Source organism: Methylomarinovum caldicuralii (genome assembly GCF_033126985.1).
GTDB lineage: Bacteria > Pseudomonadota > Gammaproteobacteria > Methylococcales > Methylothermaceae > Methylohalobius > Methylohalobius caldicuralii.
Genome location: NZ_AP024714.1, coordinates 813,136 through 832,212, shown reverse-complemented (window position 1 = coordinate 832,212; position 19,077 = coordinate 813,136). Strand labels below are relative to the sequence as shown.

At 67.6% G+C, this 19,077-nt stretch carries 22 protein-coding genes; 5 read left to right on the top strand and 17 right to left on the bottom strand.

Annotation, left to right across the window (positions count from 1 at the left end):
- The first annotated feature begins 96 nt into the window (after positions 1 to 96).
- From MCIT9_RS04405 to MCIT9_RS04395, 3 genes are all read left to right on the top strand, one after another.
- Positions 97 to 510, top strand: a complete 414-nt coding sequence (locus MCIT9_RS04405) for a Uma2 family endonuclease (protein ID WP_317706203.1) — start codon at positions 97 to 99, stop codon at positions 508 to 510.
- 3 nt (positions 511 to 513) lie between these two features.
- Complete coding sequence (locus tag MCIT9_RS04400) at positions 514 to 666, top strand: hypothetical protein (protein ID WP_317706202.1); 153 nt, start codon at positions 514 to 516, stop codon at positions 664 to 666.
- 146 nt (positions 667 to 812) lie between these two features.
- Positions 813 to 950 carry a hypothetical protein gene (locus MCIT9_RS04395; protein ID WP_317706201.1) on the top strand — a complete coding sequence of 46 codons (138 nt, stop codon included), beginning with the start codon at positions 813 to 815 and terminating at the stop codon, positions 948 to 950.
- A 15-nt stretch (positions 951 to 965) separates the two neighbouring features.
- On the opposite strand, the gene queC is transcribed toward MCIT9_RS04395, so the two are convergent.
- Positions 966 to 1,646, bottom strand: a complete 681-nt coding sequence (queC, locus tag MCIT9_RS04390) for a 7-cyano-7-deazaguanine synthase QueC (protein WP_317706200.1) — start codon at positions 1,644 to 1,646, stop codon at positions 966 to 968.
- A gap of 35 nt (positions 1,647 to 1,681) precedes the next feature.
- On the opposite strand from queC, the gene MCIT9_RS04385 reads away from it, so the two are divergent.
- Complete coding sequence (locus tag MCIT9_RS04385; protein ID WP_317706199.1) at positions 1,682 to 2,212, top strand: Uma2 family endonuclease; 531 nt, start codon at positions 1,682 to 1,684, stop codon at positions 2,210 to 2,212.
- An 8-nt stretch (positions 2,213 to 2,220) separates the two neighbouring features.
- Here MCIT9_RS04385 and queE read toward each other — a convergent pair whose 3' ends face one another.
- The 13 genes from queE to MCIT9_RS04320 form a co-directional block, all read right to left on the bottom strand.
- Positions 2,221 to 2,865, bottom strand: a complete 645-nt coding sequence (gene queE / locus MCIT9_RS04380; protein ID WP_317706198.1) for a 7-carboxy-7-deazaguanine synthase QueE — start codon at positions 2,863 to 2,865, stop codon at positions 2,221 to 2,223.
- A gap of 4 nt (positions 2,866 to 2,869) precedes the next feature.
- The gene (gene ybgF, locus MCIT9_RS04375) at positions 2,870 to 3,598 is read right to left on the bottom strand and encodes a tol-pal system protein YbgF (RefSeq protein WP_317706197.1); all 729 of its coding nucleotides are present in this window, start codon (positions 3,596 to 3,598) and stop codon (positions 2,870 to 2,872) included.
- A complete protein-coding gene (pal, locus tag MCIT9_RS04370) occupies positions 3,588 to 4,139 on the bottom strand; it encodes a peptidoglycan-associated lipoprotein Pal (RefSeq protein WP_317706196.1) in 552 nt (183 codons plus the stop codon). The genes ybgF and pal overlap by 11 nt, the downstream gene beginning before the upstream one ends.
- Before the next feature lie 16 nt (positions 4,140 to 4,155).
- Positions 4,156 to 5,445 (bottom strand): Tol-Pal system beta propeller repeat protein TolB, encoded by a 1,290-nt coding sequence (gene tolB, locus MCIT9_RS04365; RefSeq protein WP_317706195.1) that lies wholly within the window; start codon positions 5,443 to 5,445, stop codon positions 4,156 to 4,158.
- A 6-nt stretch (positions 5,446 to 5,451) separates the two neighbouring features.
- Positions 5,452 to 6,420 carry a cell envelope integrity protein TolA gene (gene tolA / locus MCIT9_RS04360; protein WP_317706194.1) on the bottom strand — a complete coding sequence of 323 codons (969 nt, stop codon included), beginning with the start codon at positions 6,418 to 6,420 and terminating at the stop codon, positions 5,452 to 5,454.
- Positions 6,417 to 6,836, bottom strand: coding sequence for a protein TolR (tolR, locus tag MCIT9_RS04355; protein ID WP_317706193.1), 420 nt, complete (start codon positions 6,834 to 6,836; stop codon positions 6,417 to 6,419). Before tolR ends, tolA begins: the two co-directional genes overlap by 4 nt.
- Entirely contained in the window at positions 6,833 to 7,504 is a 672-nt protein-coding gene (gene tolQ / locus MCIT9_RS04350) for a protein TolQ (protein WP_317706192.1), read from the bottom strand. Before tolQ ends, tolR begins: the two co-directional genes overlap by 4 nt.
- Positions 7,497 to 7,898 (bottom strand): tol-pal system-associated acyl-CoA thioesterase, encoded by a 402-nt coding sequence (ybgC, locus tag MCIT9_RS04345; protein ID WP_317706191.1) that lies wholly within the window; start codon positions 7,896 to 7,898, stop codon positions 7,497 to 7,499. Before ybgC ends, tolQ begins: the two co-directional genes overlap by 8 nt.
- Entirely contained in the window at positions 7,891 to 8,589 is a 699-nt protein-coding gene (locus MCIT9_RS04340) for a ribulose-phosphate 3-epimerase (protein ID WP_317706190.1), read from the bottom strand. The genes ybgC and MCIT9_RS04340 overlap by 8 nt, the downstream gene beginning before the upstream one ends.
- Positions 8,582 to 9,610: a Holliday junction branch migration DNA helicase RuvB gene (gene ruvB / locus MCIT9_RS04335; RefSeq protein WP_317706189.1), complete on the bottom strand. Its 1,029-nt coding sequence runs from the start codon at positions 9,608 to 9,610 to the stop codon at positions 8,582 to 8,584. The genes MCIT9_RS04340 and ruvB overlap by 8 nt, the downstream gene beginning before the upstream one ends.
- A complete protein-coding gene (gene ruvA / locus MCIT9_RS04330) occupies positions 9,607 to 10,197 on the bottom strand; it encodes a Holliday junction branch migration protein RuvA (RefSeq protein WP_317706188.1) in 591 nt (196 codons plus the stop codon). Before ruvA ends, ruvB begins: the two co-directional genes overlap by 4 nt.
- Positions 10,198 to 10,327: 130 nt before the next feature.
- Positions 10,328 to 10,825 carry a crossover junction endodeoxyribonuclease RuvC gene (gene ruvC / locus MCIT9_RS04325; RefSeq protein WP_317706187.1) on the bottom strand — a complete coding sequence of 166 codons (498 nt, stop codon included), beginning with the start codon at positions 10,823 to 10,825 and terminating at the stop codon, positions 10,328 to 10,330.
- Positions 10,826 to 11,572: a YebC/PmpR family DNA-binding transcriptional regulator gene (locus MCIT9_RS04320; protein ID WP_317706186.1), complete on the bottom strand. Its 747-nt coding sequence runs from the start codon at positions 11,570 to 11,572 to the stop codon at positions 10,826 to 10,828.
- 72 nt (positions 11,573 to 11,644) lie between these two features.
- On the opposite strand from MCIT9_RS04320, the gene MCIT9_RS04315 reads away from it, so the two are divergent.
- The gene (locus MCIT9_RS04315) at positions 11,645 to 12,412 is read left to right on the top strand and encodes a pentapeptide repeat-containing protein (RefSeq protein WP_317706185.1); all 768 of its coding nucleotides are present in this window, start codon (positions 11,645 to 11,647) and stop codon (positions 12,410 to 12,412) included.
- Here MCIT9_RS04315 and ppk1 read toward each other — a convergent pair.
- The 3 genes from ppk1 to MCIT9_RS04300 form a co-directional block, all read right to left on the bottom strand.
- Positions 12,406 to 14,460 carry a polyphosphate kinase 1 gene (gene ppk1, locus MCIT9_RS04310; protein WP_317706184.1) on the bottom strand — a complete coding sequence of 685 codons (2,055 nt, stop codon included), beginning with the start codon at positions 14,458 to 14,460 and terminating at the stop codon, positions 12,406 to 12,408. The genes MCIT9_RS04315 and ppk1 overlap by 7 nt on opposite strands.
- Positions 14,461 to 14,532: 72 nt before the next feature.
- On the bottom strand, positions 14,533 to 15,699 hold the full coding sequence (locus tag MCIT9_RS04305; RefSeq protein ID WP_317706183.1) for a Wadjet anti-phage system protein JetD domain-containing protein: 1,167 nt from the start codon (positions 15,697 to 15,699) through the stop codon (positions 14,533 to 14,535).
- Positions 15,696 to 19,076, bottom strand: coding sequence for an ATP-binding protein (locus MCIT9_RS04300; RefSeq protein WP_317706182.1), 3,381 nt, complete (start codon positions 19,074 to 19,076; stop codon positions 15,696 to 15,698). Before MCIT9_RS04300 ends, MCIT9_RS04305 begins: the two co-directional genes overlap by 4 nt.
- Position 19,077 lies beyond the last annotated feature (1 nt).

Genomic DNA, 19,077 nt, shown 5'->3' with positions numbered 1-19,077 from the left:
GACCTAAATTTACGGACGAATTTCGGTCCGGCGGGTCCTTCCCAGCCCCCTCCCGAAAGGTAAAATGTCGATGAAGACTCCTTACGAGGATTCGCCATGCCCACCGCCGCCCTGCCCCGGGAGACCCGCCGCTGGACCTACGAGGATTATCTGGCGCTGGACGATGAGCGCCGTTACGAGATCATCGCAGGAGAACTGCTGATGGTTCCCGCGCCTTCCTCGTTTCACCAATGGTACTCCCGCAATCTGGAAGTGCTGCTGTTCGAGTTCGTGCGGGAGCGCAAGCTGGGATACGTCTTCCACGCTCCCATCGACGTCATCCTCAGTCCCGAAAACGTCGTCCAGCCGGACATCCTGTTCGTCGCCCGGCAGCGCCGCGACATCATCCAGGAACGGGGCATCTTCGGCCCGCCCGACCTGGTAGTGGAGATCGTCTCCCCGTCTTCGGTCCACCGCGACTACGCCCTCAAGCAGCGCTTGTACGAACGCTTCGGGGTGCGGGAATACTGACTGATGGACCCGGGCAACCGGGCAGTGGACGTGCTGGGGCTGGACGGCGGCGCCTACGCTTCGGTCAGCTTCGCCAGCGGCGAGGGCACCGTGACCCCGAAAGTGCTGGACGGCCTGAGCGTGACCCTGGAAGCCGTCTTCCAGACCGAGATCTGACCCGCTTTCCGGCAAAAGCCGCACGGCTGCGGCAAAAGCCCCAGCGCCTCTCCCACAGCCGAAGCAAGTCCTTGATCTGTATGGCATGAATCCTGGCACGGTTCCCGCTTGGGAATCTATCCCCACCTGTGGACAGGAGCATCGCCATGCAGACCGCGATCAAGAATCTCCCGCCCCCGCGCAAACCGCTGTGCTTTCGCAGCGACGAACGCTACTTCTGCCGCAAGCGCAACTGCCCGCTGCGCCGGGAATGCCTCCGCCTGGTGGCCGTCTGGCGGCGCTGAGGCAGGAGAGAGTTCTCAATCCTGGTAGCGGGTCGGATCCGCCACCCCGGCGGCGCGGAAACCCTCGGCGCGGAAGCGGCAGGCGTCGCACTTGCCGCAGGCCCGGCCCTCGGCGTCGGCGGCATAGCACGACACCGCCAGACTGTAGTCGGCCCCCAGTTCGATGCCTTTGCGGATGATCTCGGCCTTGCTGAGCCGGATCAGCGGCGCGTGGATGGCAAAGCGCCCGCCTTCCACCCCGGCCTTGGTGGCCAGATTAGCCAGCCGCTCGAAGGCCTCGATGTACTCGGGGCGGCAGTCGGGATAACCGGAGTAGTCCACGGCGTTGACGCCGATGAAAATGTCGAACGCCCCCAACACCTCCGCGTATCCCAGGGCGAAGGCGAGAAACACGGTGTTGCGGGCCGGCACGTAGGTCACTGGAATCCCTTCGCTGGGGGTTTCCGGCACGGCGATGGCGGCGTCCGTCAGCGCCGAACCGCCGATATCGTCGAGGCCGATGCGGACGACCTTGTGGGCCGCGGCGCCGTACCTTTGGGCGATGCGCCGGGCCGCCTCCAGCTCGGCCCGCTGCCGCTGGCCGTAGTCGAAGCTGAGGGCGTGGCATTCGAATCCCTGCGCTTTGGCGATGAGCAGGGTGGTCATGGAATCGAGCCCTCCGGAGAGGAGGACGACGGCTTTTTTGCGTGCTACCATGAATCTTGTCTGACTGCTGCGTTGTGACAAAGCCGATGCTGAAACCGGAATATCTTCCCCACTATACTGTCACCGACTATCGCAAGTGGGAAGGCGACTGGGAACTGATCGAGGGCATCCCCTACGCTATGGTACCCAGTCCTTCTTTCCTCCACCAACGCATCGCCGGACGCCTGTTCGTGCAGATCGAAACTGCTCTGGAATCCTGCCCCGACTGCATCGCAGTTTACGAAACCGATTGGATCGTAAGCGATGACACCGTGGTCAAGCCGGACATCCTGGTGACCTGCGAACCGGTCAGCGAGGACTACCTGACCCACCCTCCCCGGCTGATCGTCGAGGTTTTGTCCCCGGCGACCCGCAGCAAGGATGAACAACTCAAGCGCCGACTCTACGCCAAGCAGGGCGTGCGTTTCTATCTCATCGTCGATCCCGCCGAACGCCGCCTCAGGGTGCTCGAACTGACAGGCCGGGATTACCAGGAACACCCTCCCGCCACCGCCGTACTGACCCTCGATCTTGCCCCCTGTGCTGTGAAGATCGACCTGCAGCGGCTCTGGCCCTGAACCTTCCCTCACCGTCCGGGCTGATCGCCCCATAACAGTTTGTGAAGCTGTAACTGGAACCGCACCGGCAGGCGGTCTTCCAGAATCCATTCGGCCAATCGCCGCGGCGGAAGTTCTCCCGCCACCGGCGAGAACAGCACCTGACAGCGCCCGGCCAGGGCGTGACGCGCCACCTGTTCCCGGGACCACTCGTAGTCACCGCGGTCGGCGATGACGAACTTGACCTGGTCGGCCGGCTGCAGGAAAGCCAGATTCTCCCAGCGGTTGCGCGCCGCCTCGCCGGAGGCGGGCGGCTTCAGATCCATGACCTTGACCACCCGCGGATCGACCCCGGAAACGTCCAGCGCCCCGCTGGTTTCCAGGGACACGGCAAAACCAGCGTCGGCCAGCCGGGTCAGCAGCGCCAAGCAGGCGGGCTGGGCCAGCGGCTCACCGCCGGTGACGGTGACATGGCGGACCCCATAATCACCGACCCGGGCGACGACGGCCTCAAGACTCAGGCGCTCGCCGCCCTGAAAGGCATAGGCGGTGTCGCACCAACGGCAGCGCAGCGGACAGCCGCTCAGGCGCACGAACACTGTCGGCCAGCCGGCCGTGTCCGCCTCCCCCTGAATCGAGAGGAAGATTTCCTTGATCTTCAGGGTTTCGCTCACAGACTCAAGGACGCGCTTGTTCCATCCGCGCCAGGCGTTCGGCGGCCAGTTGGGCGGCGTGGGCGGTGGGCCAGGTGTCGCGCACCTTCTCCAGATAGCGCCTGGCCGCCTGTCGGTCCCCTTGGGCTTCAGCGATGTAACCGAGCTTGAGCAGGGCGTCCGGCACCTTGGCGCTGTCCGGGAAGTGTTCCACCACCTGGCGGAAGGCATCGGCGGCGGCGCGGAAATCCCGCTTGACGTAATAGGCCTCGCCGAGCCAGTAGTAAGCGTTGGGAGCCAGGGGAGCATCGGGATGACGCTGCAGGAAGGTGGAAAAGGCGTCGATGGCGGCATCGTAATGCCCGGCCTGAAGCAGGTCGAAGGCCTGGCGGTAGGCCTGCCGGATCGCCTCGGGATCGGCCGGCTGGGCCTGTTCCTCAACGGCCGGGGGCGATGCCGCCGCGGCGGGAGGCACAGGCGGCGCCTCCGGCGCGGACGTCACGGTCGCCGGGGCTGCCCCGGCAGGGGCAGCCTGACGCAGCCGCTCCACCTCGTGCTGCAGCGCTTCCACCTGGCCGCGCAGAGCCTGGACCTCCCGCTGCAGGGTATCGACCCGCTGCAGCATGTCCATCAGCGCCTGGCTGGACAGGCGCTGCTCCAGCAGCCGGACCCGGCGTTCCAGGTCCTCGTCCCCGGCCAGGGCCGGAAACGCCGCCGCCAGCCCCAGCGCCAAAACCGCGCGCTTAACGGCCATAGACGATCTCCACCCGCCGGTTCTTGGCCCAGGCGGTCTCGTCGTGGCCCAGGGCCACCGGCTTTTCCTCACCGTAGGAAACGACGTGGATGCGCCGGGCCGGCACGCCGTTCAACTCCAGCAGCCGCGCCACCGCCTTGGCCCGGGCCTCGCCCAGGGCGACGTTGTATTCGCGCGAACCGCGTTCGTCGGTATGCCCTTCCAGAGTGACCTGCAACTGCGGGTGATCGACCAGATAGCGGGCGTGGGCCTGCACCACCGGCACGTCCTCCGGCCGCACCTGGGCGCTGTCGAAGTCGAAGTACAGGGTACGGCGCTGCAGCAGGGCGCCGGCATCGGCGCCGGGCCCTGCGTCTTCGGAAACGCCGCGCTGCACCTCGTAGAGAGTCGCCCCTTCCTCACCGGCCAGCCCCTGGGTGCGCGCCGCCTCGGCCTGCGCCCCCGCCGCCCGGGCGCCCGCCCGGGATTCCTGATCGCTCCCAGTCAGGGTCTTGCAACCTGCCAGGGCCAACACCAATCCGAGTCCCAACCATCGTTTCATCGTTTTATCCTCCGCTTCAAAACGGCGACCACGCCGGTTCGCGCACGTCCCCTTTCTCGGTCCCGAGCCGCTGCCGGACCCGGCCGTCCACCGACACCGCCGCCAACTGGCCGCGGCCACCCGCCTGGGTGGCATAGAGAATCATACTGCCATTGGGGGCGAAACTGGGAGATTCGTCCAGGGGGCCGTCGGTGAGGACCTGCAGCCGGCCGCTGGCCAGATCGAGCACGGCAATGCGATAGCCCTCTCCCCCGTGGACCAGAGCCAGTTTGCCGCCGTCCGGGGAGAAGGTGGCGCGGGCGTTGTAATTGCCCTGGAAGGTCAGGCGCCGCACCGCCCCGCCCTTGGCGGGGATGGTATAGATTTGCGGGCTGCCGCCCCGGTCGGAAGTGAACACCAGGGTCTTGCCATCCGGCGACCACGCCGGCTCGGTGTCGATGGCGAAGCTGTGGGTCAGGCGCCGCAGGCGGCGGCTGGCCAGATCGAGCACATAGATGTCAGGACTGCCGTCCTTGGAAAGGGTCAGCGCCAGCCTGCCGCCGTCCGGTGACCACGCCGGCGCGCCGTTGATGCCGGGGAAGGCGGCGATCTTCTCCCGCGCCCCGGTGGCCAGGGTCTGCACATAGATGGCCGGACGGCGGCGCTCGAAGGACACGTAGGCGATCTGCTGCCCGTCCGGCGACCATGCCGGCGACATCAAGGGTTCCGGGGAAATCACCACCGTGCGCGGGTTGTAACCATCGGCATCGGCGATCTGCAGCCGGTAGATGCGGCGGCCGTCCTCCTCGGTGACGGTGACGTAGGCGATGCGGGTGGCGAAGGCCCCCGGCCTGCCGGTGATCTTCTCGTAGATGAGATCGGCGATGCGGTGGGCGGTCTTGCGCAGGCCGGTGGATTTTGCCGGCAGACGGTAGCCCGCCAGCGCCTCCTTGCGGTAAACATCGAGCAGGTGGAACTGGACTTCGTAACGTTCCGGGCTGGGGGATTCCACCCGGCCGATGACCAGATAATCCTGTCCCAGGGTCTGCCACACCCGCCAGTTGACCGCCTCGGGGACAGCGGCGGGACGGGTGAGCATTTCCCGGGGCGGGAGGGGGCGGAACTGACCGCTGCGGGCCAGATCGGCCCGTATCACCGCCGCCACGTCCACCGGCGGGGGCGTGGGCCCCGTCCAGGCGAAGGGCGCCACGGCGATGGGAATGGCCCCTTCGATGCCGCGGGTGATCTCGATGGTCAGTTCGGCACGGACGGCGCTGCACAGCAACAGCGCCAGACCCAGCCACGAAGCCAAGAATCTGCGTCGCATGGAAGGTTATCCTATCGGATTGAACACTAAATTGAATTCCCGGAATTGTCCGGCCACCTCGGCGTCGTCCGGGATCGGCAGCGGCGAGGCCTTGCGCACCGCCACCTCGGCGCTGCGGTCGAAACGGGGATCGCCGCTGGACTTGACCACCCGCGCCCCGGTCACCCGGCCGCCCGGCGCCACCTGAACCCGAATTGTACAGGAAAGCCCGGGATGGAAACCCGGCGGCCGCAGCCACACCCGTTCCACTGCCCGGGCGATCCGGGCCATGGTCTGACTGACCTGCCTGTCCACTTCCTGGCGGCGCTTTTCCTGCTCCGCCCGGCGCTTGGCCTCGAGGGCCTTGCGGCGGGCTTCTTCGGCCTGGCGTTTTTTCTCCGCCTCGGCCCGGCGGCGGGCTTCCTCGGCCTGGCGTTTTTTCTCCGCCTCGGCCCGGCGGCGGGCTTCCTCGGCCTGGCGTTTTTTCTCCGCCTCGGCCCGGCGGCGGGCTTCCTCGGCCTGGCGCTTCCTTTCCGCCTCCCGGCGTTTCTGTTCCTCCAGACGCCTGCGCTCCGCCGCCTTGCGTGCTTCCTCCAGGCGCTTGAGGCGCTCGGCCTCCTCGCGCTGGCGTTGCTTCAGTTCCGCCAGACGCCGGGCTTCAGCTTCCGCCTTGCGGCGTTTGGCCTCGGCCAGCGCTTTGAGGCGCCGGCGTTCCTCCTGCTGGCGGCGGCGCAGCTGTTGCAGCCGCCGCTCCTCGGCCAGACGCTGGCGTCTGAGCTGCTCGCGGCGCTGGACTTCGGCCTGTTCCCTGGCTTTGAGACGCTGGAGTTGTTCCTGGACCGCGGTCTCGTCCACCGCCACCGCCTCGATGATTTCCGGCGGCTGCGGCGGGGCCGGGGGCGGTGTCGGCGCCGACCGCCAGCTCAGCAGCAGCACCGCCAGCAGCACGCCGTGCAGTCCCAGGGACTTGAGCCAGGGAATCAGCCAGTCCCTCATGACGGCGGCCGGGTCAGCAGTCCCACCTGTTCCACGCCGGCCCGCTGCAGCACCGCCATCACCTGGACCACCCGGCCGTAGGCCACCTTGTCGTCGCCGGCCACCAGAATCTTGGTGCCGGGCTTGTATTTCCGCACCGCCTGCACCTTGGCCAGCAGGGTCTTGACGTCCACGGTTTCCCGCTCTCCGCCCAGATCGACCCGGAAACCACCATCGGCCCCGACGGTGACGATCAGCGGCGGGGTGTCCGCGGGCGGAACCGGCTTGGCGGCCGCCTGGGGCAGGTTTACGTCCACGCCGTTCTGCAGCAACGGGGCGGTGACCATGAAGATGATCAGCAGCACCAGGGTGACGTCGATGTAGGGAACCACGTTGATGTCCGCCAGCGGTCGGCGGCGCGGCGTGCGGGATTTCATGGTTTTTCCAGAGCCTTGCGCTGCAACAGGCAGAGGAACTCGTCGGCGAAACGTTCGTAGCGGCGTTCCAGGCGGTCGATGCGGCTGGTGTAGCGGTTGTAGGCGATCACCGCCGGAATGGCGGCGAACAGCCCCATGGCCGTGGCCACCAGGGCCTCGGCGATGCCAGGCGCCACCAGCGCCAGGGTGGCCTGCTGCACGTGGCCCAGGGCGCGGAAGGCGTTCATGATCCCCCACACGGTGCCGAACAGGCCCACGTAGGGACTGGTGGAACCGACCGTGGCCAGCAGGGGCAGATGCTGGTCGAGGCGGTCCAGCTCGCGGCCGATGGCCACCCCCATGGCGCGTTCGACGTTCTCCGCCAGCAATCCCGCCGGGGCGTTCTGCCGGAACAGGCGGGCGAACTCCCGGTAGCCGGCGAAGAACACCGCCTCCATCCCGGCCACCTCCTCGCGCTTGGCCAGCTGGCGGTAAAGGTCCGCCAGATCGATGCCGGACCAGAACCGCGCCTCGAACGCCTCCGCCGCTCGTCCCGCCTCGCCCAGCTGGCGCGACTTGCGGAAGATCAGCGCCCACGAGGCCAGCGAGGCGGTCAAAAGCAGCGCCATCACCGCCTGCACCACCGGGCTGGCGCCGGTGATCAGATCCAGAATCGAATTGCTACCCATCAATAATCCTTTGTATCAGCGTGGGGGGAATCGGCCTGGGGCGGAAACTGCGGGCGTCGAGACAGGCGATCCGCACCGCCGCCTCGCACAATACCGTATCGCCGCGCCGCACCTGCTGGGAAAACGCCAGGCTGGCGCGTTTGACCTCGGTGACCTCGCAGCTCACCGTCAAAAGGTCGTTGAAGCGGGCCGGACGGCGGTAATCGGCCTGCACCGAGCGCACCACAAACAAAATCCCCTCCCGCGCGAGCAGTTCATCCTGTTCGAACCCCAGGGCGCGCAAAAATTCCGTCCGCGCCCGCTCGAAGAATTTCAGGTAATTGGCGTAATAGACCACGCCGCCGGCGTCGGTGTCCTCGTAATAGACCCGCACCGGCCAGGTAAATTCAGCCATCCTGCCTCCTTTGCAGTCCCTCGGCGGCCAGACGCCGCATCCTGGCCAGGTTGTCCGCCGGGCCGCCCTCGGGGTGGAACAGGCTGCGGGTGCCGGCCACCAGCCGGTCGGCCCCGGCCGCCACCAGATCGGCCAGATTGTCGAACCCGACCCGGCCGTCGATCTCGATGGCGACGTGGCCTGCCCCGCGCTTGTCGAGAAAACGGCGGCAGGCGGCCACCTTGCGCCGGGCGTAGGGCACCTGGGCCTCCCCCTTGTGACCGGCAAAGCCGGGGTTGATGAGCATCAGCAGGACGAAATTGATGCGCTCGAGGCAGTATTCCAGCACCCCCAGCGGGGTGGCCGGCTTCAGCGCCACGCCGGGCGCGACCCCGGCCGCCTGAATCGTCTGCAAGCGGCGGTCGATGTGGGGTTCGGCTTCCAGATGGAAGCACAGGCGCTGCACCCCGCAGTTGAGCAGGGCGTCGATGAAATAGTCATGGTCGGCCACCATCAGGTGGACGTCGAACGGCAGTTCGGTCTCCCGCCGCAGCTGTCTGACCGCCTCGATCCCCAGCGGCAGCGAAGGACTGAAGTGGCCGTCGAGAATGTCCACGTGCAGGCCGTCCACCCCGAGGGATTCCAGTTCCCGGACCGCATCGGAGCGGCGGTTGGGATCGGCGCAAATCAGGGAGGGAAGGATCTCAACCATCGAACAAATCCTCGCTGACCGCAGTCGGCGGCGTCAGGCCGAAATGCAGATACGCCCTGGGAGTCGCCATGCGCCCGCGGGGGGTGCGCATCAGGTAGCCCTGCTGGATCAGGTAGGGTTCGAGCACGTCCTCGATGGTGCCGCGCTCCTCGCCGATGGCGGCAGCCAGGCTGTCGAGGCCGACGGGGCCGCCGTCGAACTTGTCGATCAGGGTCTTGAGCAACTGGCGGTCGAGGGGATCGAAGCCGCAGGGATCGACCTTGAGCATTTCCAGGGCGGCGGCGGCGATCTCGCGGCTGACCCGGCCGTCGCTTTTTACCTGGGCGTAGTCGCGCACCCGCCGCAGCAGGCGGTTGGCGATGCGGGGGGTGCCGCGGGCGCGGCGGGCGATCTCCTCGGCGCCGCCCGCGTCGATCTCCAATCCCAGGATGCGGGCGGAACGGGTGACGATGCTGCCCAGATCGGCGACTGAATAGAACTCCAGGCGCTGGACGATGCCGAAGCGGTCACGCAGGGGCGAGGTCAGCAACCCCGCACGGGTGGTGGCCCCCACCAGGGTGAAGGGCGGCAGATCCAGCTTGATGGAGCGCGCCGCCGGGCCCTCGCCGATGACGATGTCGAGCTGGAAGTCCTCCATCGCCGGATACAGCACTTCCTCCACCACCGGGCTGAGGCGGTGGATCTCGTCGATGAACAGCACGTCGTGAGATTCCAGGTTGGTGAGGATGGCAGCCAGGTCGCCGGGTTTTTCCAGCACCGGCCCGGAGGTCTGGCGCAGGTTGACCCCCATCTCGGCGGCGATGATGTGGGCCAGGGTGGTCTTCCCCAGGCCCGGCGGGCCGAAGATCAGCACGTGGTCGAGGGCCTCGCCGCGCCCCCGGGCGGCCTCGATGAAGATCGCCAGCTGCTCCTTGAGCTGGGGCTGGCCGATGTAGTCTTCCAGCCGCCGGGGGCGGATGGCGCGGTCGAGGGCGGCCTCGTCGCGGCTTTGGACGGGGGTGACGAGGCGCTCCGCGGTCATCGGCTCCCCACCTGCTTCAACGCCAGCCGGATCAGTTCCTCCACCGAATCGGCCTCGTCTGCCACCTGCTTCAACAGCCGCCCGGCTTCGGCGGGTTTGAAGCCGAGGGCCACCAGCGCCTCGGCAGCCTCACCCACAGGATCGGCGGCTGTCCCGGCGGGCAGGGTGACGGTGGCGTCGGACGGTTGCGGGAGACGGTCGCGCATCTCGACGATGAGGCGCTCGGCGGTCTTCTTGCCGATGCCGGGAAGGCGCTGGAGGGTGGCGGCGTCGCCGAATTCGATGCAACGGTGGAAGTCCTCGCAGCTCAAACCGGAGAGGATCGCCAGGGCCATCTTGGCGCCCACACCGTTGACCCGGATCAGGGCGCGGAACAGGGCGCGTTCGGCCTCGGTGGCGAAACCGAACAGGGTGTGGGCGTCCTCGCGCACCACCAGATGGGTGTAGAGCATCACCTCTTCGCCGGTTTCCGGCAGCTGGTAGAAGGTGGACATGGGAGCATCCACCTCGTAACCCACGCCGCCCACGTCGAGCAGCAGGGAGGGCGGTTGCTTGAGAGCCAGACGGCCGCGGAGGAAACCGATCATGGGGATGGGCTCCAAAAAAGGTGGAGGGGATGTCCAGCTGCAGGGCGTACCCGGCCTGGATGGCCGGGTATCGAGCTTACAGGGACGTACTGGCAGCGTCCCGGAAGCTGGACATCCCCTCTGCCTTTCCTCATCGTGCCGACACCGCCAGCCGCTGCCGGGTCTGTTGATAATGGGCGTGGCACAGGGCCACGGCCAGAGCGTCGCTGGCATCCAGGGCCAGTTCGCCCCGGAAGTTGAGCAGCAGCTTCACCATGTACTGCACCTGCTGCTTGTCCGCCCCGCCCCTGCCCACCACCGCCTGCTTGACCTGGCGGGTGGCGTATTCGTGCACCGGCAGATCCCGCGCCAGACCGGCGCAGATGGCCGCCCCGCGGGCCTGACCCAGCTTCAGGGCGGAATCGGCGTTCTTGTGCATGAAGACCTGCTCCACCGCCAGCACCTCCGGCCGCCAGGTTTCCACCACGGCCAGGATGCCGTCGTAGATCGCCTTGAGGCGGGCGGGAAAATGCCTGGACGCGGTGGCCACACACCCTGCCTCCACCAATTGCAGCCGGGCGCCTTCGGCGTCGACGATGCCGTAGCCGGTGATCCGGGAGCCGGGATCGACACCGAGAATCCGCACCATCTAGGCGATCTTTTCCAGCACGTCCTCGCTGATGTCGGCATTGGAATAGACCTGCTGCACGTCGTCCAGATCCTCCAGCCGCTCCAGCAGACGGATCATCTTCTCCGCATCCCCCGCGCCGAGGCTGACGGTGGTGCTGGCGCGCATGGTCACTTCCGCCGACTCCGGCTTCAGACCGGCATCCTCCAGGGCTTTCTTGACCGCCTCGAAGTCCTCCGGCGCGGTCAGCACCTCGATGCTGCCGTCGTCGTGAACGACGACATCCTCAGCCCCGGCCTCCAGCGCCGCTTCCATGATGGCGTCCTCGTCGCTGCCGGCGGGGAAGTTGATCACCCCGGCCTTGCTGAACAGGTAGGCCACCGAGCCGTCGGTGCCCAGGTTGCCGCCCGCCTTGGTGAAGGCGTGGCGCACCTCGGCCACGGTGCGGTTGCGGTTGTCGGTGAGACAATCGACCATCACCGCCACCCCGCCGGGCCCGTAGCCCTCGTAGCGGACTTCTTCGTAGTTGCTGTCGTCACCGGCGCCCGTGCCCTTGTTGATGGCCCGCTGGATGGTGTCCTTGGGCATGTTGTGGGACAGGGCCTTGTCGATGGCGGCGCGAAGGCGCGGGTTGTTGGCCGGATCGCCCCCGCCCATGCGGGCGGCCACGGTCAGCTCGCGGATCAGCTTGGTGAAGATCTTGCCGCGCTTGGCGTCCTGCGCGCTCTTGCGATGGCGAATGTTCGCCCATTTACTGTGTCCTGCCATAGTCTCTCGTCACGGTTGGTTGGATTGGCCTATTATACCCGCCTGTAAGATGTCCACGCGAAGGAGACCACGATGCGCATCTGGCGACTGTTCCCGCTGCTGCTTATTTTGCTGAGCCCGGCGCTCGAGGCCGCCGATCTGACCCGTCAGCAGGTCATCGCGCTGCTGCACCAGGCCACGCCCGACAAACCGGCGGATCTGCGGCGCAAGGATCTCAAGCACGTCGACCTTTCCGGCCTGGATTTGCGCCGTGCCGATCTGTGGGGGGCCGACCTGCGTTACGCCGATCTGTCCCACACCAACCTCCAGGGCCAGAATCTGGATCTGACGGTGATGCGCGGCGCCAAGCTGGTGGGAGCCAATCTGGAAGGGGCGAGCATCTTCGGCGTCATCATGATCGACGCCGACCTTACCGGGGCCAACCTGAGGAACACTCGGGTCGTCGCCACTCTCGACCGGGCCAAGCTGGCAGGGGCGGACCTCGAAAACGCCTACTGGGGCGCCGACATGAAGAACCAGAGCATGGGCCTGATGCGGGCCAGCTGCAACAAGGCGGATTTCACCGGCGCCCATCTCAAAAACGCCGACTTCAACCGGGTGCTGCTGCGGTTTGCCAAACTGGACAAGGCCAATCTGGAGAACATCAATCTGTACCGGGCTGACCTATCCGGTGCCAGCCTGCGCCAGGCCAAGCTCAAAAACGCCGACCTGCGCGAGGCCCATCTGGACAACGCCGACTTCACCGGGGCCGATCTGCGCGGCGCCGGACTCGACGGCGCCTTGGGGCTGGACAGCGCCGTCGGCCTGAAGCGACCGTTTCCGAAAATCGTGATTCACTGAGGCTGCCGATCCGCCAGCAGCTGCGCCTGGGCCGAGAACGGCCTGCCCCGGCGCCGCACCCGGCGGTATTCGCCATCAGAACGCAGCTCCCAGGCGCCGGCGGTATCGCGCAGGTAATAGCGCAGCGCCTCGCGGATCGCCTGGCGCTTGAGGGGGCGGGGCTGGATGGGGAAGGCCACCTCGACCCGGCGGTGCAGGTTGCGGATCAGCCAGTCGGCGCTGGATCCGTACACCACCGGGTCGCCGTCGTTGCCGAAGTAGAACACCCGGCTGTGCTCCAAAAACCGTCCCAGGACCGAGCGCACCCGGATGTTCTCCGACAGTCCCTCGACGCCGGGCCGCAGGCAACAGATGCCGCGGACGATGAGGTCGATCCGCACCCCCGCCTGGGAGGCGGCGTAGAGGGCGTCGATGATCTCCGGATCCTCCAACCCGTTCATGCGGGCGATGATGCGCCCCTTGCGGCCCTGGCGCGCCAGTTCCGTCTCGCGCTGGATGCGGTCGAGGAGGAAGCAGTGGAGGCCGAAAGGCGCCTGGACCAGCTTGTTGAGCGCCACCGCGTGGCCCAGGCCGGTGAGCTGGAGGAACACCCGCTGTACGTCCTCGGCCAGCACCGGATCGGCGCTGAGCAGGCCGATGTCGGTGTAGAAACGGGCGGTGATCTCGTGGTAGTTGCCGGTGCCCAAATGGACGTAACGGCGCACCCCCTTCCCCTCGCGGCGGACGATCAGCAGCATCTTGGCGTGGGTCTTGTACCCCACCACCCCGTAAACCACGTGGACGCCGGCCTGATACAGCCGCTCGGCGAGACGGATGTTGTCGGCCTCGTCAAAGCGGGCCCGCAGCTCGATCACCGCGGTCACTTCCTTGCCGTTCCGGGCCGCCTGCACCAGCGCGTCGGCGATAGCCGAGCGCGAGGCGGTGCGGTAGAGGGTCTGGCGAATGGCGAGCACGTCGGGATCGGCGGCCGCCTGGCGCACCAGATCCACCACCGGGGTGAAGGCGTCGTAAGGATGGTGCAGCAGCACCTCGCCGCGGCGCAGGACGGCGAAATAGTCCTCCGCGTCTTCCAGCCGCGCCGGCAGCACCGGGGTGAAATCGGGAAACTTGAGATCGGGACGGGAAACGTCGTCATAGACCGATTCCAGCCGGTGCAGATTGACCGGCCCGTTGACCCGGTACAGGTCCTCCGCTTCCACCTGCAGCTGACGGCACAGGTATTCCGCCACGGCCTCGGGACAGTTGTCCGACACCTCCAGGCGCACCGCGCGGCCGAAGCGGCGCTGCTGTTCCAGCCGGCCCTGGAGCTCGCGCTTGAGGTCCTCCATTTCCTCCTCGTCGATGTAGAGCTCGGTGTCGCGGGTGACGCGGAACTGATAGCAACCCTCCACCGTCAGCCCCGGAAACAAGTCGCCGACGAAGGCGTGGATCACCGAGGAAAGGAACACGAAGGCGACGCCCTCCCCAGCCACCTCATCCGGCAGCTTCACCAGCCGCGGCAGGGTGCGGGGAATGGGAATCAGGGCATAGCGGTGGCTGCGCCCGAAGGCGTCCTTGCCGTGGAGGCTGACGATGAAGTGCAGATTTTTGTTGGCGATGCGCGGGAACGGATGGGCCGGATCGATGCTCAGGGGCGTCACCACCGGCAACACCCACTGGCGCATGTAATCGGCCAGCCAGGCGCGCTGCCGCGCGTTCCAGTGGTCCCGGCGCAGGAAGTAAATGCCCTCGCCGGCCAGGGCGGGAATCAAATCCGCGTTGAGCAGGCGGTACTGGTCGTCGATCATCGCCCGCACCCGCTGCCGCAATGCTTGCAGCAGGGCGACCGGATCGGCCTTGTCCACGCCGGTCTCGCGCACCCTGAGCGCGATCTTCTGCTTTACCGCAGCCACCCGCACCTCGAAGAACTCGTCCAGATTGGAACTGGAGATGCACAGAAAGCGCAACCGCTCCAGCAGCGGCAGGGACTCATCCTCGGCCATCGCCAGCACCCGGCGGTGGAAAGCCAGCAGGCTCAGTTCGCGGTTGAGATAGCGGGGTTCGGACATCGGGGCTCCCGGTTGCGGTTGACGGTGCCAAGTTTAACCGATGTTGGCGAACCTCGCCGTTACCCTGCGCCCTCAGAGGGCCTCGAGATAACGCCGCACCCAGCCGTACCCCACCCGCTCCTGCTCCAGCCGCACCCGCTCGCCGAGACGGTCGCGGCGCAGATCGCCGTAGAGGGCGCGTTCCTCCGGCGTCAGCCGGGAGAGATCCGCAGCCGTGGGGGACGGCTCCTCGACCCAGGCGTGGCGGTGGACCAGCAGGGTGGCGCGGTCCATGAGCAGGCTGTGGACTCGCGGCAGGTGGGCGCGCAGCCGTGAGAGGATGGCAAAGCCGTGGGTGTCGATGTCGCCCCAGTAATGGATGTCCCGCTGCTGCAGCCATCCGATCTCCCCCAGCACCGAGACGTTGAAGCCGCGACCGAAGATCACCAGCCCCCGCGCGACCGGCGGAAAGGCGAGAAAGTTGACCTCGTTCTCGGTGACGAAGAGCCGTTCCGCCTGAGGTTCCAGCCGGGCGAACTCCGCCAGGGGCACGGACAGATCGGTCAGGCCGTGCAAATACAACCCCGGATCCAGCAACCGGAACCGGATCAGGACCGGCTTGGGACGCAGGCCGTAGCGGGCCTCGAAGCCTGCGGCGCCGCGCTGGGTGGCATCGATGGCTTCCGGCGGCAGCACCCGGTCGAGCAGGTCCGCAAACAGCTTCCTGCGGGATTCGATGAACTTGGTGTCCACTCCGGGGATGTCGAGCTGGCGCAGGTACAGGCCGCTGCGGGGATGGTCCTTGAACCAGTCGAGGACGGCGAGCACTTTGTCCCAGTGCGCCGCCTTTTTCAGAACAGTTAACGGATGGCGTTGGAGCCAGTCGGCCAGTTCGGGGAAACGCTCCAGGGTTTCGGCCTCCAAGACCTCGAAACGGCGGGCGTCCTGCGCCGCCTGTCGTCCCAGAAAGCGCAGCAGCCGCGCCCGGTCGGCGAACACCACCGCCGCCGGCAGCCTTTGGCTGCCGATGGCGGCCCGGACGCTGCGCCATTCCAGTTCCAGGCGCCCTTCCTGCGCCTGCCAGTCCCGCACCCAGGCGCGCACCGCCTCGAACCGTCCGGTCACCGCCGCCGCCGTCGGCCCTTTCAGGGGCAGGCGCAGGGGGAAGGCCACCGCGCCGGTAAGAAAATCCCCCCGCCGCCAGCGTTTTTGCAGGCGCCGGCGCAGATCGGCGGGGGTGGTCCAGGTCGCCGCCGTCATTCTTCTAGCGATTGCCGGGCGTCACGCTCGGCCCGGTAGGTCTCCACCGTCAATTGGCGCAGCAGCGACTGGCGGCCCTCGCGGTTGAAGACGAAACCCACCGCCGCCACGTAGGGTTCGATGACGTGGATCTTCTGCAGCGGGGTGACGATCAGAAGCTGCAGCCCGAGACGCTGGAACAGCTCCAGGCCGTAGCGGGCCGAGTCGTCGGATCCGCGGCCGAAGGCCTCGTCGATGACCACCAGGCGGAAACTGCGGGGGCGGTGGGGAGCGGTGGCCAGACCGAACTGGTAGGCGAGGCTGGCGGCGAGGACGGTGTAGGCGAGCTTTTCCTTCTGACCGCCGGACTTGCCGCTGGAGTCGGCGTAGTGCTCGTGCTCGCTGTCGTCCTCGCGCCAGCACTCGGAGGCGGCGAACAGGAACCAGTTGCGCACGTCGGTGACCTGGGCGGTCCAGCGGCGGTCGCTCTCGGCGCTGCCCTCGCGCCCGCGGAAGCGTTCGATCAGGGCCTTGACCCGGAGGAAACGCGCCTCGGCCTCGGCGGGATCGTCGCCGGAGATGAGGGCCCCTTCGGTGCACAGGCGCAGCTCGTGGCGGAAGCCGCGGATGTCGGGATCGACATTGTCGCGGGCCTCGAGACGGATGTAGCGGCCGGGATTGTAGTCGATACCGCGGAGGGCCTGATTGATGGCATCGATGCGCTCGCCGATGGCCTGGCGCTCCTGGTGCAGATGGGCCTGGAAGTTGGCCACCTCGCGCAGGGTGTTCTCGTTGAGCAGGGCGCGGAAACGGGCCTCGAAGCGCGGCAGGTCGTCCCGTTCCAGGGCTTCCAGCATGGCGCGGTAGTCGCCGGCGGCGGCCGGGTCGGCGTCCACTTCCCGGGTGTCGGCGGGATAGGCGTGGCGGTAGTCGGTCATGGCGCGGACGATGCGTTCGCGCAAGCGGCCGATCTGCTTGTCGAGACGGTCGATGGCGGCCCCGAGCCAGGCACGGTAGTCGCGCTCGCGGGCATCGCAGGTTTCCAGGATTAGGCGGGCGTCTCCCAGGGCCTCGGCCTGCCACTGGCGCAGGTCAGCCAGGGCGGCCTCGGTTTCCGCGGGGCGGTCGGCCAGCAGCGTCTCGCACTCGGCCTGCTGCGCCCGGCACTGGTCGATCTGCACTGCCTTGGCCTGGATGTCGCCGAGGCAGTCGTCGCGCTGCTTCTCCACCGCCTTCAGTTCCGCTTCCAGCGCTTCCAGCTGGGCCTGGAGGGTGCGGAGCACGTCGGAGGCTGCCTTCAAAGCCTCGAACTGGCGTTGCAGCGCCTCGAGCTCCAGGGCCAGGGGCTGCCAGTCCAGAAGCTGGAAGTCGTCGAACTGGGCCAGCCGGGTCAAGGTGTCCTGGCGCGTCTCCAGGTCACGCCGTTCCTTCTCCAGGGCGGCGATGGTCTCGGCGGCCCGGTGGATCTGTACTTCCAGGGCCTCACGGTCCTGACGCAGGGCGGCGAGCTTGGCGGCGTTGCTCCAGCCCAGGACGTAGTGGCGGCGGTCGCCGATGGGGTGGCGGTCGTCCTTCTCGTGGCGGTCGCCGCCGCTCTTGACCTGACCGCTGGCAGTGACGGCGCGGTCGGCGCGGCGGAAGTCCGCCAGATCGTCGCAGCAGCGGTAGTCGAAACGGTGGGACAACTCCCGCTCCAGCCACGGATAGAAAGCTGAGTCGGGTTTGATCTCCAGCTTGTCCACCAGACTGTCGGGCTGGGTCCGTTTGCGGGGGGCGACCTGATCCCGCACCCGGTAATAGACCAGGCGGCCGCCGAGGTGGGTACGGTCCACCCAGGCGCTGACCGCCGCATAATGGGCATCGGGCACCAGCAGGGAAAGGCCGAACGGGTGCAGCAGGCGCTCGGCGGCCCCCTCCCAGGCGCGCTCGTCCTCGCGCACCTGGAGCAACTCGCCGGCGAAAGGCAGTTCCTCTTCCGCCAGTTCCAGGGCCTGGCACAACGCCTGACGCAGCCGCTGCATCTGCGCAGGGATGTTGGAGCGGCGCTGTTCCAGGGATTCGATCTCCGCGCTCAGCTCCCGGTGGCGCTCGTTGAGACGGCGGAATTCGACGCTGGCGTCGGTGTAGCGGTTCTGCAATTCGGCGCGGCGGTCCTCCAGCGCTTCGCGCTCGGCCGCGACAGCCCTGCGGTTGGCGACGAAAGTGGCCGCATCCGGCCGGGACGGGAGTCCCAGGGCGGCGGCCAGCTCGGCGTAGCGTTCGGACTGCCTGCGGCGCTGTTGGCATTCCCGGTCTTTCTGGCCGATGTTGTGTTCCAGGCGCGCCAGCCGGTCGCCGCCCTGTTCGGCGATGGCGTGGCGCAGTTCGTCGCGCTGGGCCTGCAATTCGCCGCGGCGACGGTCGAGCGCCGCCAGTTGCGCCTGGCCCCGGTCGCGCTCGACCGCCAGTTTCTCCAGGCGCTTTGCCAACAGCTCGCGCTTGAGGGCGGCGAAATGGAAACCCAGCGCCTCGCGGGCCCGGCGCAGTCGGCCGGCCTCGGCTTCCAGCTGCTGGTGGCGGTCGCAGTCGGCCACCAGGGGTTTGAGGCGTTCGATCTGGTCCCGGGCCTTGAGGATGGCCTGGTGGGCGCGGGTAAGGTCGTCGAAGTGGGCGACCAAAGCCTCGATGCGACGCTGCACCTGGGGCGGCTCCAGCATGTGGCGGCGGACGAAGTCGGTCAGGTTGCCCACCGACTTCATCGACACGGTCTGGTGGAACAGCTCCAGGGCCAGTTCCGAGGGGATGCCGAGGCGGCGGCGGAAAGCCGCCCCATAGGCGCTGAAGCTGTCGAACAGCTCGCAGCCGGACTGGCGCAGGCGCTTCTTGAGACGGCCGATCTCGCCGCCGAAACCGCCGAAATGTGCGGCGATGGCGAGCGCCCGCTCGGCCAGGACATAGAAACGCGCCGGCTGGCCCGCCGGGTCGCGGAACCAGAACACCTGCGCCAGAGTGAGATCCTGGTCCAGATCCTCGCTGCGGAAGTGGGCGAGAATGACGCTGCAGCAACCGGGGTCGCGCAGCGAAACCGGTTTGGCCCCCCTGACGCCCGCCGCCTCCTCGCTGCGGGCCGACTTGTAGTAGCCGAGCACGTAGCTTCGAAAATCGCGCTCCCTGGCCTCGGCCCCGGCGGCGCGGTTGTAGGCCAGCTTCTGGGGCGGCACCAGCAGGGTGGTCAGGGCGTCCACCAGGGTGGACTTGCCGGAACCGATGTCGCCGGTGAGCAGCAGATCGGCCCCGCTCGGTTCCAGTTTCCAGACCTTGTCGTGGAAGGTGCCCCAGTTGCGCACTTCCAGACGATGGAGCCGGAAACCGGGGCGGTCGCCGGCAGCGAAGGGGAGAAGTTCGATTTGAGCGGCCATG

Coding starts and splice junctions, on each gene's coding strand:
- MCIT9_RS04405 (WP_317706203.1), top strand. CDS start 97: ATGCCCACCGCCGCCCTGCCCCGGGAGACCCGCCGCTGGACCTACGAG.
- MCIT9_RS04400 (WP_317706202.1), top strand. CDS start 514: ATGGACCCGGGCAACCGGGCAGTGGACGTGCTGGGGCTGGACGGCGGC.
- MCIT9_RS04395 (WP_317706201.1), top strand. CDS start 813: ATGCAGACCGCGATCAAGAATCTCCCGCCCCCGCGCAAACCGCTGTGC.
- queC (WP_317706200.1), bottom strand. CDS start 1,646: ATGGTAGCACGCAAAAAAGCCGTCGTCCTCCTCTCCGGAGGGCTCGAT.
- MCIT9_RS04385 (WP_317706199.1), top strand. CDS start 1,682: ATGCTGAAACCGGAATATCTTCCCCACTATACTGTCACCGACTATCGC.
- ybgF (WP_317706197.1), bottom strand. CDS start 3,598: ATGGCCGTTAAGCGCGCGGTTTTGGCGCTGGGGCTGGCGGCGGCGTTT.
- pal (WP_317706196.1), bottom strand. CDS start 4,139: ATGAAACGATGGTTGGGACTCGGATTGGTGTTGGCCCTGGCAGGTTGC.
- tolB (WP_317706195.1), bottom strand. CDS start 5,445: ATGCGACGCAGATTCTTGGCTTCGTGGCTGGGTCTGGCGCTGTTGCTG.
- tolA (WP_317706194.1), bottom strand. CDS start 6,420: ATGAGGGACTGGCTGATTCCCTGGCTCAAGTCCCTGGGACTGCACGGC.
- tolR (WP_317706193.1), bottom strand. CDS start 6,836: ATGAAATCCCGCACGCCGCGCCGCCGACCGCTGGCGGACATCAACGTG.
- tolQ (WP_317706192.1), bottom strand. CDS start 7,504: ATGGGTAGCAATTCGATTCTGGATCTGATCACCGGCGCCAGCCCGGTG.
- ybgC (WP_317706191.1), bottom strand. CDS start 7,898: ATGGCTGAATTTACCTGGCCGGTGCGGGTCTATTACGAGGACACCGAC.
- MCIT9_RS04340 (WP_317706190.1), bottom strand. CDS start 8,589: ATGGTTGAGATCCTTCCCTCCCTGATTTGCGCCGATCCCAACCGCCGC.
- ruvB (WP_317706189.1), bottom strand. CDS start 9,610: ATGACCGCGGAGCGCCTCGTCACCCCCGTCCAAAGCCGCGACGAGGCC.
- ruvA (WP_317706188.1), bottom strand. CDS start 10,197: ATGATCGGTTTCCTCCGCGGCCGTCTGGCTCTCAAGCAACCGCCCTCC.
- ruvC (WP_317706187.1), bottom strand. CDS start 10,825: ATGGTGCGGATTCTCGGTGTCGATCCCGGCTCCCGGATCACCGGCTAC.
- MCIT9_RS04320 (WP_317706186.1), bottom strand. CDS start 11,572: ATGGCAGGACACAGTAAATGGGCGAACATTCGCCATCGCAAGAGCGCG.
- MCIT9_RS04315 (WP_317706185.1), top strand. CDS start 11,645: ATGCGCATCTGGCGACTGTTCCCGCTGCTGCTTATTTTGCTGAGCCCG.
- ppk1 (WP_317706184.1), bottom strand. CDS start 14,460: ATGTCCGAACCCCGCTATCTCAACCGCGAACTGAGCCTGCTGGCTTTC.
- MCIT9_RS04305 (WP_317706183.1), bottom strand. CDS start 15,699: ATGACGGCGGCGACCTGGACCACCCCCGCCGATCTGCGCCGGCGCCTG.
- MCIT9_RS04300 (WP_317706182.1), bottom strand. CDS start 19,076: ATGGCCGCTCAAATCGAACTTCTCCCCTTCGCTGCCGGCGACCGCCCC.